10 protein-coding genes are annotated in these 13283 nt (G+C 68.0%); 7 read left to right on the plus strand and 3 right to left on the minus strand.

Features of this window, described 5'->3' with window-relative positions:
- Window positions 1-18 precede the first annotated feature (18 nt).
- From Q5696_RS02000 to Q5696_RS02010, 3 genes are read left to right on the plus strand one after another with little or no spacing between them, the layout of a single operon-like run.
- Window positions 19-624, plus strand: a complete 606-nt coding sequence (locus Q5696_RS02000; protein WP_305093572.1) for a TetR/AcrR family transcriptional regulator — start codon at window positions 19-21, stop codon at window positions 622-624.
- Window positions 625-1833, plus strand: coding sequence for an NAD(P)/FAD-dependent oxidoreductase (locus Q5696_RS02005; RefSeq protein WP_305093573.1), 1209 nt, complete (start codon window positions 625-627; stop codon window positions 1831-1833). It abuts the gene before it with no gap.
- Window positions 1785-3056, plus strand: a complete 1272-nt coding sequence (locus Q5696_RS02010) for a saccharopine dehydrogenase family protein (protein WP_305093574.1) — start codon at window positions 1785-1787, stop codon at window positions 3054-3056. The genes Q5696_RS02005 and Q5696_RS02010 overlap by 49 nt, the downstream gene beginning before the upstream one ends.
- Before the next feature lie 156 nt (window positions 3057-3212).
- Here Q5696_RS02010 and Q5696_RS02015 read toward each other — a convergent pair whose 3' ends face one another.
- On the minus strand, window positions 3213-4907 hold the full coding sequence (locus Q5696_RS02015) for an amidase (protein WP_305093575.1): 1695 nt from the start codon (window positions 4905-4907) through the stop codon (window positions 3213-3215).
- Between the two features lie 205 nt (window positions 4908-5112).
- Between Q5696_RS02015 and Q5696_RS02020 the strand changes: the two genes are divergently transcribed.
- The 3 genes from Q5696_RS02020 (at window position 5113) to Q5696_RS02030 (ending at window position 9659) form a co-directional block, all read left to right on the plus strand.
- Window positions 5113-6327 carry an acetyl-CoA C-acetyltransferase gene (locus tag Q5696_RS02020; RefSeq protein WP_305093576.1) on the plus strand — a complete coding sequence of 405 codons (1215 nt, stop codon included), beginning with the start codon at window positions 5113-5115 and terminating at the stop codon, window positions 6325-6327.
- A gap of 31 nt (window positions 6328-6358) precedes the next feature.
- On the plus strand, window positions 6359-8500 hold the full coding sequence (locus Q5696_RS02025) for a 3-hydroxyacyl-CoA dehydrogenase NAD-binding domain-containing protein (RefSeq protein WP_305093577.1): 2142 nt from the start codon (window positions 6359-6361) through the stop codon (window positions 8498-8500).
- 343 nt (window positions 8501-8843) lie between these two features.
- Entirely contained in the window at window positions 8844-9659 is an 816-nt protein-coding gene (locus Q5696_RS02030) for an alpha/beta fold hydrolase (RefSeq protein WP_305093578.1), read from the plus strand.
- A gap of 75 nt (window positions 9660-9734) precedes the next feature.
- On the opposite strand, the gene Q5696_RS02035 is transcribed toward Q5696_RS02030, so the two are convergent.
- Together Q5696_RS02035 and Q5696_RS02040 are read right to left on the minus strand one after the other, a co-directional pair.
- Entirely contained in the window at window positions 9735-11156 is a 1422-nt protein-coding gene (locus Q5696_RS02035; protein WP_305093579.1) for a hypothetical protein, read from the minus strand.
- A 71-nt stretch (window positions 11157-11227) separates the two neighbouring features.
- Window positions 11228-12394 carry a 3-ketosteroid-9-alpha-monooxygenase, oxygenase component gene (locus tag Q5696_RS02040; RefSeq protein ID WP_305093580.1) on the minus strand — a complete coding sequence of 389 codons (1167 nt, stop codon included), beginning with the start codon at window positions 12392-12394 and terminating at the stop codon, window positions 11228-11230.
- Between the two features lie 180 nt (window positions 12395-12574).
- Between Q5696_RS02040 and Q5696_RS02045 the strand changes: the two genes are divergently transcribed.
- The gene (locus tag Q5696_RS02045; RefSeq protein WP_305093581.1) at window positions 12575-13168 is read left to right on the plus strand and encodes a TetR/AcrR family transcriptional regulator; all 594 of its coding nucleotides are present in this window, start codon (window positions 12575-12577) and stop codon (window positions 13166-13168) included.
- The last annotated feature ends 115 nt before the right edge of the window (window positions 13169-13283 follow it).

Below are 13283 nucleotides of genomic sequence, written 5' to 3' on the forward strand. Positions count from 1 at the left end.
CGAGACGAGGAGTGCGAGATGACGACACGGGTACCGACCGAGGATCCGAAGATGCTGGTGGCGCAGGCCGCGTGTGATCTGGTCGCCGAGGGCGGCCTGGAGAACGCGACGCTGCGGAAGGTCGCGGCCCGGCTCGGGACCACCACCGGTTACATCTCGCACTACTTCGCCGGCAAGGAGGAGCTGCTCGAGGCGGCGTTGACGGCGGCGCTCGAGGAGGTGTCGGGGAAGGTCGCCCGTCGCACGGCGTCGGCGACGCTCGACGAGTGGCTGGAGATGATCGAGCAGGCGTTGCCGCACGACGCGGAGTCGCAGCGGTTCTGGCGGGTACTGGTGGCGTTCCATGCGTTCAGCCTGAACAGCAGCAGGCTTCAGACGGTGCTGCAGAGCTATGCCGCCGACGGTGAGCGGCGCATGGCCGAGATGTTGGAAACCACTCTGCCCGATGATGTTCCGGTGGAAGACGTGCAGAGTTTGGCCCGCGCGGTGTGGGTGCTCGTCGACGGTATCGGTACGACGGCGGTGACCAATCCCGGTGCACTGTCGCGAGAACAACAGTCCGTCGTGATCCGGGCGTCGGTGGACGCGTTGATCGACCGGACGGTGAACAGAAAGGTGGAGTGAATGAGCAGGTCGGGGACGGCTGGGAGTGACCGTGTCCTGGTGATCGGGGCGGGACCGCAGGGTGCGGCGACCGCACGGCATCTCGCGGAGGCGGGGTGTGCGGTGACGATCGTGGGGCCGGAGGAGCCGCAGACGCACGTGGGTCACGAGGGCACCTGGTCGGGGCACTACGACCAGGGCCGGATCGCGGCCACCGATCCGCTGTTCGTGCCGACGGCCGTGGGGTTGCGGGCGATGGCACGGTACGCGGACATCGAGGAGGCGTCGGGGATTTCGTTCACGACGGTACATCCGCAGCTGGTGCTGTTCGCGGATCCGGAAACGGTTGGATCGGAAGAGGTCTCGGAGTCCGGCCGGGAACTGGACGCACTGCTGGGCAACTGTCGCGACTTCGGGACCTCGGGGGACGTCCTCGACGGTGGGCAGGTGAGCGAACGGTTCCCGGGACTGCGGATTCCCGCGGGACAGATCGGGGTGTGCCAGGACGACGCGATCATCGTCAACCCGCGACTGCTGGTGCGTGCGGAACTGGTGCTCGCCGAGACGGCGGGAGCGAAGCGGGTCGTCGACGAGGTCGTGTCGCTGGCGTCGGAGCGGGACGAGGTGGTGGCGCGCACGGCGTCCGGTGCGGAGTTCCGTGCGGACCGGGCGGTGGTCGCCACCGGTGCCGCCACCAATGCGATCGGCCTGCTGCCGCGGCAGATGCAGACCCGGGTGTTCGGTGCGACGATGGTGCTGTTCGAGGTGGAACCTGCTGCGGTACCGAATTTTCCGACGCTCATGTACATTTCCGACCACTTCGGTGGCGGCATCGTGATCCCGCCCGTGCAGTACCCGGACGGCCGGTGGTACATCAAGTGCGCCAGCGGTGAGCTGATGGCGCACCCATTGCAGACGCGGGACGACATCGCGGCCTGGGCGTCGTCGGGCGGCACCGTGAGCGAGGTCGACTACTTCCGCGGGCTGGTGCCGCAGTTCCTCCCGGACGTGGAACTCGGTGCGGCGATCGTCAAACCGTGCCTGGTCGGCATGAACGTCGACGGCAACCCGTACGTCGACCGGGTCGACGACCGGACCGTCGTCGTCACCGAAGGGCACCGCGGGGTGATGATGGCCGACGAGCTCGGCCGGTTGGCCGCCGACCTGGTCCGTACGGGCCGGTGGTCGGATGCGTTGCCGCGGGAACTGTTCCGCGTGCACTGGCACTGATCTCCGCTGCTCTCCACGACACTCTTTTCCCCGATACAGCAGAAGGCGGACCTCATGAAACTCGTCGTTCTCGGTGCCGGTTCGATCGCCGGCTCGGTGGCCCGCCTCGTCGCGGCCGGCGGCGGCTACGACGAACTCGTCGTCGCCGACCTCGATCCCCCCCCGCGAAGGCGACCGCGGTCGCCGACGAATTGGGCGGCAAGGCAGTGCAGTTCGACGCGTCCGACCCGGCGAGTATCCGGTCGGCGATCACCGGAGCCGACATCGTCTTCAACGCGGTGGGCCCGTTCTTCAAGTTCGGTATGCCGATCATCCGCGCGGCGATCGAGTGCGGGGTGAACTACGTCGACGTGTGCGACGAGTTCGATGTCGCCGAACAACTGGTCCGGGCAACCGATCTGGACGTTGCGGCGAAGGCCGCGGGGGTGAGTGTGCTGTTCGGCATGGGCTTCGCCCCGGGTGTCACGAGCCTGCTGGGGCGGTGGGCCGTCGACTCGCTGGACTCCGCGCACAGCGTCGACGTCGTGATGGTGGTGCCCTACGTCGTGAACATGGGCCCCACGATCAACGAGCACATGCTGCACTCGATGTCCGGGGACGTCGTGCAGTTCGTCGACGGCGAGATGACGCGGCTACCGGCGTGGGGTGCGCCGCGGTCGTACACGTTCGGTGCCCCGTTCGACGCCACCGTCGAGGCCGGGTACATGGGGCACCCGGAGGGCATCACGCTGGGGACGTACGTGCCGGGCCTGCGCAATGCGACGGTGCGGTTCGCGTGGTTCGAGGAGGCCGGCAACCGGCTCTGGCAGCAGTTCGAGCAGTGGGGGCTGACCGATCCGACCCGAGTCGACGGCCTGCCCCTGGCGTCGCGGGAATTCCTGGCCCGGTTCATGGCGACCGACGCCGGGCAGCGCGGACTGGCAGTGGAACGGGACGACCGGCCGGGCACGGTCGTACAGGTCGCCGCGGACGGTGAGATCGGCGGCGAGGCCGCCCGCGTCGAGTTCGAGGCACACGTGGTGTACACGGACGGGGCGAGTGGGGATCCGACACCGCACGCCGCGGCCGCCGCGGTCCGGGAGATGCTCGCGGGCCGGATCACCCGCACCGGCGTCTTCTCTCCGGAAGCGTGCATCGATCCCGAACCGTTCGTCACGAACGTGCTCGCGGCGTCGAACGTGCGTCTCTACAAGAAGGTGAGCACCGGCACCGTCGTGGGCTGACCGGCCGAACGCCGCGATCCGGCGGGTGGGGTACGTGGTCGCAGAGTCACTGTCGGCGTCGCAGGGCGAATCGGTGTCGACTCGCCCTGCGGCACCGTGCATCGTCCTGCGATGGTTCGGGTCGGGGGGCCGGAACCGTCGACGGGTGGGCTCGGATCAGATCACGCTCGTCGACAGCGTCGGCACGAACCGGTGCCCGAAGCCGACGTCGGTGGTGTTGGTGGGGTGCGGGCCGGCGCCCGGTGCGGTGACCTGCACCCGGGGCACGTCGCGGGGGGCGGCGGCGATCTCGGGGGCGGTGAGCCAGTCGGGGCGGGCATGCTGGATCTCGAGGGTGATCTCGATGAGAGTCGTTTCGTCCCAGGGGCGTCCGCCGATCTGCACGCCGAACGGCAGTCCGGTCGCGGCGGACCGCCCGGCGGGGGTGGTGACGACGGGGGCGCCGGCGGTGTTGGCCCAGCCGACGGTGCCGGTGACCCCGTCGAACACGGAGATGCCGGCGAACTCGAAACGCTCGCAGCCGTCGATCTTGGCGCCGGGGACGAGGACGGCGTCGATGCCGGTGTCGGCGAACATGCGGTTGTACTCGTGCTGGAACCGCAGCCGGTTGCCCTCGGTGGTGAGGTAGTCGATGGCGGGGGCGGCGAGCGAGGCGACGGCCTTCGTCACCGAGATCGCGTTCTCGGGCCGGTAGGAGCCGATCCGGTCCGTGAACTGCCGGTGGAAGCTGCCCATCTCGACACGGTCGCCGACGATCATGTCCGCCGGCATGACCGGCATCGTGATGTCGACGACGTCGCCGCCGAGGCGCCGGATCTCGTCGACGAATGCGGCGAACAGGGTGCCCAGGGCGTCGGGCAACCCGTCGACGGCCTTGCGGTACAGGCCGAACCGTTTGCCGGACAACGGCGTCGTCCCGCCCTTCGCGGCGATCGGGTAGCCGCCCGCGGGTACGTCGGGGCCGACGGTGGTGGTGGGGTCGTCGACGTCGGCGCCCGCCATGTGGCTCAGCAGCAGGGACGCGTCGGCGATCGTGCGGGCCATCGGCCCGGTGTGGTCGCGGGTCCAGGTGAGCGGGATGACGCCGTGCGTGCTGCACCGGCCGAACGTCGGTTTGATCGACGTGATGCCGCACGCGCTGGCCGGCAGTCGCAGTGAGCCGCCGGTGTCGGTGCCGGTGGCGAGCGGCACGAAGCGGGCCGCGACGACGGCCGCGCTGCCGCCGGACGAGCCGCCGGGGGAGTAGTCGGTGTTCCACGGGTTGCCGACCTGTTCGGTGGCCACCCCGATCGCGAACTCGTCGGTGTGCGCGTGCCCGACGAGGACCGTGCCGGCGTCCCGGAGCCGACGCCACACCGTGGAGTCGCCGGCCGCGATGTTGCCGTCGAGGACGTGACTCGACGCGGTGAGCGGCAGCCCGGCCACCGCGAACAGGTCCTTGAGGGCCAGCGGGAGCCCGCACAGCAGCGGGGCGTCCCCGGATCCGGTGAGCCGCTGCGCGGCGGCGTCCGCGGCCTCGTACGCGAGTTCCGGGTAGATCCGTACCCAGCCGCCGATGTCGCCGTCGTGGCCGGCGGTGCGGGTCAGGCATGCGTCGAGCAGTTCCCTCGGGTGCAGGCGGCGGGACTGCAGCAGGCTCGCGGCCTGCACCGCGGTCAGCAGCGCCGGGTCGGTGACGGTGATCGACGACGCGGCCGGCAGCGCGGACGCCGGACCGGTGCGGCGGGCGGGGCGGGCCGAGGCCGGTGCGGTGGACAGCGCGGTCACCCCGGCGACCCCGGCGACCCCGGCGGCCCCGAAGAAGCCGCGTCGGGTCAGTCCCGGCCGTGTCGTGTTCTCCGCCGCCGTCATGCCGGTCCCTTCGTCGTGTCCGTTCCGCCTCTCGGAGCGTAGGCGGAAACGGGTGTTCTCGACATACCTCCGATCGGCTCGGTCACGGACCCGGATCGCTTCGGTCCTTCCCGTCGATTGGAACACGTTCTAAGGTGATGCGAGCCGAGGTCTGTGCTGCTCGTCACTCGATGCGGCCGCACGGACGAGAACAGGAAGGAAGATCGTGACCACAGAGGCATTCATTTATGAAGCCATCCGCACCCCTCGGGGTAAGGGCAAGGCAACCGGATCGCTCCATTCGGTGAAGCCGATCGACCTGGTCACCGGCCTGATCGCCGAGCTGCGCACCCGGTTCCCGAACCTCGACGAGGACCGCATCTCCGACGTGATCCTCGGTGTGGTCTCCCCGCTCGGGGACCAGGGCGCCGACATCGCCCGCACCGCGGTCACCGTCGCCGGGCTGCCCGACACGGTCGGTGGCGTGCAGATCAACCGGTTCTGCGCGTCCGGCCTCGAGGCCGTGAACATGGCGGCGCAGAAGGTGCGGTCGGGCTGGGACGAGCTGGTCATCGCCGGTGGCGTCGAATCGATGTCGCGCGTGAAGATGGGCTCCGACGGTGGCCCGTGGATGCTGGATCCGGCCACCAACTTCGACACCTACCTGGTGCCGCAGGGGATCGGTGCCGACCTCATCGCCACCATGGAGGGCTTCTCCCGCGAGGACGTCGACGCGTACGCGGTCCGCTCGCAGGAGCTGGCGGCGAAGGCCTGGGCGGGCGGCTACTTCGCCAAGTCCGTCGTCCCGGTCAAGGACATCAACGGCATCACCGTCCTCGAGCAGGACGAGCACATGCGTCCGGGCACCACGGTGGAGGCTCTGGCCGCTCTCTCGCCTTCGTTCGCAGGCATCGGCGAGATGGGCGGCTTCGACGCCGTCGCGCTGCAGAAGTACCACTGGGTGGAGAAGATCAACCACGTCCACCACGGCGGCAACAGCTCCGGCATCGTCGACGGCGCCGCGCTCGTGCTCGTCGGCAGCGAGAACGCCGGTAAGGAGATGGGTCTGACGCCGCGGGCCCGCGTCGTCGCGACCGCCACCTCCGGCGCCGATTCGACGATCATGCTCACCGGCCCCACCCCGGCCGCGCACAAGGTCCTCGCGCAGGCGGGTCTGACCGTCGACGACATCGACCTGTTCGAGATCAACGAGGCGTTCGCGTCGGTCGCGATGAAGTTCCAGAAGGATCTGAACATCCCCACCGAGAAGCTCAACGTCGTCGGCGGCGCCATCGCGATGGGTCACCCGCTCGGCGCGACCGGCGCCATGATCACCGGCACCATGGTCGACGAGCTCGAGCGCCGCGGCGCGAAGCGGGCCCTGGTGACGCTGTGCATCGGCGGCGGCATGGGCGTGGCCACCATCATCGAGCGCGTCTGACGCTCACGGACTGATTCAGGAGAGACGAAAAGTGAGCGAGCAGAACATCATTGCGTGGGAGCAGGACGCCGACGGCATCGTCGTGCTCACCATCGACGACCCCAACCAGGGCGCGAACACCATGAACGACCGGTACATCTCGTCGATGCGCGAGACGGTGGACCGGCTGTACGCGGAGAAGGACACCGTCACCGGTGTCGTGCTCACGTCCGGCAAGAAGACGTTCTTCGCCGGCGGTGACCTCAAGAACCTTCTCGCGGTCCAGCCGGATCAGGCGGAGCAGATCTACAACCACAGCCTGAACCTCAAGGCCGATCTGCGTCGCCTCGAGACGCTCGGCAAGCCGGTCGTCACGTGCATCAACGGTGCCGCGCTCGGCGGTGGCCTGGAGATCGCGCTGGCCACCCACCACCGCATTGCCGCGGACGTCAAGGGCGTCAAGATCGGCCTGCCCGAGGTCACCCTCGGCCTGCTGCCGGGCGGCGGCGGCATCGTCCGGACGGTCCGCAAGTTCGGCATCATGACCGCCCTGACACAGCACCTGATGCAGGGCCAGCAGCGGGGCCCGCAGCAGGCCCTCGAGGCCGGCGTGATCGACGAAGTCGTCTCCTCCGTGGAGGAGCTGGTGCCGGCCGCGAAGGCGTGGATCAAGGCCAATCCCGAGTCCGGTGTCCAGCCGTGGGACGTCAAGGGCTACAAGATCCCCGGCGGCACCCCGGCCACCCCGGCGTTCGCCGCGAACCTGCCCGCGATCCCCGCGAACGTGCGTAAGCAGATCAAGGGCGCCAACATGCCGGCACCGCGCGCGATCCTCGCCGCGGCCGTCGAGGGCAGCCAGGTCGACGTCGACAACGCCCTGAAGATCGAGTCCCGCTACTTCACGTCGCTCGTCACCGGGCACGTCGCGAAGAACATGATCCAGGCGTTCTTCTTCGACCTGCAGGCCATCGGCTCGGGTGCGTCGCGTCCCAAGGACATCCCGAAGCGGGAGATCAAGAAGGTCGGTGTCCTCGGTGCCGGCATGATGGGCGCGGGTATCGCGTACGTGTGCGCGAAGGCCGGAATCCCGGTGGTACTCAAGGACGTCGAGCTCGCCGCCGCCGAGAAGGGCAAGGCGTACTCGGAGAAGATCGAGGCCAAGGCGCTCTCGCGCGGCAAGACCACCGAGGCGAAGTCGAAGGCTCTCCTCGACCTCATCACCCCGACCGCCGACCCGGCCGACTTCGCGGGCGTCGACTTCGTCGTCGAGGCCGTCTTCGAGTCGCCCGACCTGAAGAAGAAGGTGTTCCAGGAGATCGAGGACATCGTCGACGCCGACGCCCTCCTCGGCTCCAACACCTCGACGCTGCCGATCACCGACCTGGCGACCGGCGTCAAGCGTCCCGAGGACTTCATCGGTATCCACTTCTTCTCCCCGGTCGACAAGATGCCGCTCGTGGAGATCATCCGCGGCGAGAAGACCTCGGACGAGACCCTCGCCCGCGTCTTCGATTTCGTGCAGGCGATCCGCAAGACCCCGATCGTCGTCAACGATTCGCGCGGCTTCTTCACCTCGCGTGTCATCGGCACGTTCGTCAACGAGGCCATCGGCATGGTCGCCGAGGGCATCGAGCCGGCCACCATCGAGCAGGCGGGCATGCAGGCCGGTTACCCGGCGGCACCGCTGCAGCTGTCCGACGAGCTGAACCTGACGCTCATGCAGAAGATCCGCGCCGAGTCGAAGGCCGCCGCGCTCGCGGAGGGCAAGGAACTGCCCGCCGACCCGGCCGGCGACGTCATCAACTACCTCGTCGAGGGCAACGACCGCAAGGGACGCCTCGGCGGTGCCGGGTTCTACGACTACACGGACGGCAAGCGCACCGGCCTGTGGCAGGGGCTGCGCGACCACTTCAAGTCCGGTTCGGCCACTCCGCCGATCCAGGATCTGATCGACCGCATGCTGTTCATCGAAGCCATCGAGACCGTCAAGTGCTTCGACGAGGGCGTCATCACGTCCTCCGCCGACGCCAACATCGGCTCCATCATGGGCATCGGCTACCCGGCCTGGACCGGCGGTGTCAGCCAGTTCATCACCGGCTACCCCGGTGGCAAGGACGGCTTCGTCGCCCGCGCCGAGGAACTCGCCGCGAAGTACGGCGAGCGCTTCACCCCGCCGGCGTCGCTGAAGGGCTAGTTCCACAGATCCAGCCGCGACACCCCCCGCCCGGTTCTCCGGACGGGGGTGTCGTGCATTCGGGCGCTTCGAAGTGCGTACCGTGCACGAGGTTTCGTGCCCGTGCAGTGGGAAGGGTGCAGACAGCGACCGATCGGGGCGCCTAGATTTCGGTGTGACGTAGGACATAGGAGAGTGAGGGCATCTTGGCGAACTGGACGCACCACCGCGCACGAATCAACGGGCTCGACATGCACTACGTGACGGAGGGGGAGGGCCCGCTCGTCGTGCTTCTGCACGGCTTCCCCACACGTGGTTCAGTTGGCGTCATCAGATCGGTGCGCTGGCCGACGCGGGCTACCGGGTGGTGGCGCCGGACCTGCGCGGTATGGGGCAGACCGATGTTCCCGACCGGCTCGAGGACTACCGCGTCGACAACGTCGTCGCCGACATCTGCGGCCTGCTCGACCACCTCGGTCACGACAGCGCAGTGTTCTCCGGGCTGGACTACGGCCAGTTCATCGCGTACGACATCGCGATCGAGCGCCCGGAGCGGGTGCGGGGCGTGATCGGCCTGCAGAATCCGTTCTACGCCGCCTACGACCGGCTTCCCAGCGAGATCGAACGCGAGCGCGGTCGTGAGCACTTCAACCACATGTCGTACTACCTCGACGACCCGGACGGGGCGCGCGCCGACCTCGACGGGAACCCCCGCGGGATCCTCACGAAGATCTTCCACATCCTCTCCGGCGACGGCGATTTCATGCAGGTGTGGCAGCATCCGCCGGGCACCACGTATCGGCAGGCGTTGCCGCAGCCGCCGGCCCTGCCGTGGCCATGGCTGTCGGAATGGGAGTTGGAGACCTACGTCTCGGAGTACTCGCGCAGCGGTTTCGGTGGCGGGATCAACTGGTACCTCGCCGCGGACATGAACTGGACGTACCGGAAATCGCGTGCCGACAACATCACCCGCGTGCCCTTCTACTTCCTGTGCAGTGCGTCGGACGTCGACCTCCTGAACTGGCACGGCGACGACCCGATCGACAAACTGAAGGAGCATCACGCCGACGTTCGTACGGTCCGCACCGTCTCGGGTGGCGGGCATCTGCTCGCGATGGAGAACCCGGCCGAGGTCAACAAGGTTCTGCTCGAGTTCCTCGCCGATCTGGACGGGAGCTGACGGGTCACGCCGGGGCAGCCGACGTCGGGGCCGTGCACACCGGAATCGGTGTGCACGGCCCCGCTCGACGTGCGCCTACCGGCCGAGGAAACGCTCGGTGTAGTTCGAGACCCGCTCGTCGAGTTGCGTCGCCCGCTGGGCCGGCGTCACTCGCGTAGTCCCCTCCGGCAGCACCGAATCCAGATCGGCGAGGTCGACCAGACGGACCGACCGCACCGTCCGTGACGGGTCGACGTCCGCGGGTACGGACTGCCAGCGGATCGCATACATTCCACTGTCGATCCCGTCCGTGTCCAACCAGTTCCAGGTTCCCGGATCCTCGGCGGAGACGACGTAGGTGATCGTGCCGTCCGCGTTGGCACGTGCCTGCGCCTGGTTCAGGCTGCCCGATCGGTGGGTGTACTCCCGCGCGACACCCCACAGGTCGGTCAGCTGGAATCCGAGGTAGCGGGCACCGACCGGATCCAGGGTGACCACCAGCGCCTGGCCCGCACCCAGAGCGAAGTGCCCGCTCGTCGCGAATCCGAAGCCGGAGCCGCGGGGTGCCGTAGGCGCGATGATGTCGTTGGCCGCCTTCGTGTAGATGAAGGTGTTGTCCCAGTCGAGCCAGTACCGGCCGATCGTGCGCAGGAGGTCGGCGGTCTGCGTCGCCAGCTGTTCCGGGGTGCGGGGACCAGGCGCTTCGGGGCCGGCCGTGCGTTCGATCTCCAGATACGACGGCCCTTCTTTCGCCCAGTCGTTCAACGAGTCCCGCGCGATGAGGAGCCGGGCGGTATCCGTGGTGCGGATGTGGTTCGGGCGGCCGTCGGCGGGCTCCGGGTCGACGGTGATCGTGAACGATCCGTCGGGGTCGATCTGCATACGATCCGTGGTGAGGGCTGCCAACACCGGGGCGCCCTCCTTCGTCACCGCACCGGTACCGGGCAGTTCACCGTAGAGCACGAAGGACAGTTGGGCGGGCCGCCGTTCCGGCATGCGCCCCCGGATCACGAAGGACGACCGGCCGTCGACGGCAGTGTGCCGGTACACGTTGTCGGGGTTGTCGATTCCGTAACCCGATCGGGCCACCTCGATCCCGTGCCAGCAGTGGGGAGCCGTCACGACCCAGTTGAAGTGCGGGTCGAAGGGATCGTCGGTGACGACGGTCTGGGCCGCAGCCGTCGCGATCGACTCGACCGCCGCATCCAACGTGGTCAGGCCGGAACGGGTGGCGCCCTGCGGATCGGCTCGGTACATCGCGGCGACGTCGTTCTTCGCGGCGCGCACCAGGGGGTGCGCGGTCATCTCCGTGACCGTCTTCTCGAAGTCCAGCTGGTGTCGGGAATCGAGTGCGCCGCCGGGAGCGAAGCCGCGATCGCACCCGCTGTCGGAGCCTTCCCCGTCGAGGCTTCCCGTCGGTATGGAACCCAGCGGCCCTGCCCCCGACATGGTGGGCAGCAGGACGGTGACGGCGGTGGCCATCAGTCCGGCGGCCAGAATTCGTCTACGTACGGACACGGCGTCTCCTCGGATCGCTCACCTCGGGAGGCGAGTCGGAAGTGAATTGTTCGCGGATACGGTGGAATCGACTACGACGGCGTCGGTGCTCGGCCGTCGACGCGCGCGTCGCGCCTGGCGATGTTGTCCTGGACTTCCGCCCGCCACTTGACGTTCGGTGCAGTCGTGTCGATCTCGAACTCGAATCGGTTCGTCATCTCCGGCCGCACGTCCGCAGCGTCGACATAGAACTGTTCGTACCAGCGTCGCAGCTGGTAGACCGGGCCGTCCTCCTCGCACAGGAGCGGATTGTCGATTCGGGTCTTGTTCTTCCAGATCACTACGTCCTGCTCGAAGCCGAGGCGGACGAAGTCGCCGATCTTCCGGGCCAGGGCCGTGGACTCGGCGTCCTCCCTGCCCGGGAACTTCTTGACGATGACGCCGTACTGCAGCTCGAACGAGTTGGCGTCGATCGGATAGTGGCAGTTGATCAGCACGATCGGCAGGTCCGCCTCGTCGTAGTGGTACACGAGATCGTCGATCATGAAGGACGGCCCGTGGTATGCCGCCACGGAGGTGTTTCCGCGGGAGACCGGCACTCCCGGAACGGGTTTGCGAGGAGCGACGTCCTCACGCCCGACACCGGTCATGTACTGCGTGGCGGTGTGCCCCTCGAAGATCGTCTTGAAGTACGTCGGGAAGGCGAGATGAATGTAGAAGAAGTGGGCCATGTCGACGACGTTGTCGATGACCTCGCGGCAGTTCACGCCCTCGATCGTCGTCGAATACCAGATCCAGTCGGTGTATTCGGGATCGCCGTAACCGGCGATGCGCGGGATCGTCACGTCCGCGGGCGGCGGGTTGCCCTCGGGGTCGTTCCAGACGAACAGCAGGCCGTCCTGCACCATCGTCGGCCAGGTCGCGGTGCGGGCGATCGGCGGGACACGGCGGGCGTACGGAATGTTCTTGCACCGCCCGTCGCCGCCCCAGCGCCAGTCGTGGAAGGGGCAGGCGATCTCGTTCCCCTTCACGGTGCCCTGTGAGAGGTCGCCGCCCATGTGCCGGCAGTACGCGTCGAGCACGTTGATCTTCTCGTCCTGTCCGGCGAAAACCACCAGCTTCCGCCCGAAGGCGTTGATCTGATGAGGTTTTCCGTCGCGGAACGTGCGTTCCAGGCCCAGGCAGTGCCATCCGCGTGCGAACCGTGTCGGTAGCGCCTGCGCTGTGATCTCACGAACCGGTGCGTCGTGGTCGCTCATTCTTTCCTCCGTGCTGCGGGTCGCGTTCTCGGGGATCCCTGTGCGGCGGATGCCCGGAAGCAGGCTGTGTACGAACGGGTTCGGGCTTCCTGGCGGAACTGCGACCGGTGGCTGTCCGGACGCAGGATCGGCATCTCGTTGTGGTTGATTGCACAGTAGACGACCGTCTACTGTCAAGGGGTGAGTGAAGTCGAGACGGCCGACAAAGCCTGGGGCAGAGACGAAGTACGCAGAGCCGTGCGGCTGGCGGCGCGCACGCTGCTCGCCGAGAAAGGATTGTCCTTCAGCATGCGCGAGCTCGCGGCGAATGCCGGCGTCAACCTGGGGCTGATCCACAAGCATCTCGGCAACAAGGACGACGTGGTGCGGGCGGTCCTCGCGCGGAGTCACGAGAGGTCGGCGGCGATCGTCGGAGGTGTCGACTCGCTTCCGGAGGCCGTGCGGGCGCTGTTCATGGTGGGAGTCGCCGACCCGGAGTACGTGCGGATCGTGGCATGGCTGAATCTGCACGGGCGATCCGACCTGATTCCGAACGAGGACATGGATGCCCTCGGCGCGATCACCGGTTCGTCGCACACCACCGTCGACGACCGAGTTCGGCATATGGCTGTGCTCTCGGCGATATCCGGGTGGTCGTTGTTCGGCAGCGGAATCCTGCAGTCGGCCGAGGTCGCGGAGTCCGAGCGGGAGTTCTACGAGGCGCGTGTCGCAGATCTGCTGGCGTCGATCGTGAACGGGGAGAACACCTCACCCGTCGACGCGGGTCCCGAGTAGGACGTTCGGGTGCGTGATCCTGCGCGGTCTCGGCACCCTCCGAACACGCTCTGAACACGCTTCGGGCGGTTACTGCGACAACGGCCGGGAGCCGATCGCAGTAACCGCCCGCAGG

It is taken from the genome of Prescottella sp. R16 (assembly GCF_030656875.1).
In the GTDB taxonomy this organism is placed as follows: domain Bacteria; phylum Actinomycetota; class Actinomycetes; order Mycobacteriales; family Mycobacteriaceae; genus Prescottella.

Excerpts from the sequence above, each read along its gene's own strand:
- Q5696_RS02000 (WP_305093572.1), top strand. The coding sequence starts at position 19 with ATGACGACACGGGTACCGACCGAGGATCCGAAGATGCTGGTGGCGCAG.
- Q5696_RS02005 (WP_305093573.1), top strand. The coding sequence starts at position 625 with ATGAGCAGGTCGGGGACGGCTGGGAGTGACCGTGTCCTGGTGATCGGG.
- Q5696_RS02015 (WP_305093575.1), bottom strand. The coding sequence starts at position 4,907 with ATGACGGCGGCGGAGAACACGACACGGCCGGGACTGACCCGACGCGGC.
- Q5696_RS02040 (WP_305093580.1), bottom strand. The coding sequence starts at position 12,394 with ATGAGCGACCACGACGCACCGGTTCGTGAGATCACAGCGCAGGCGCTA.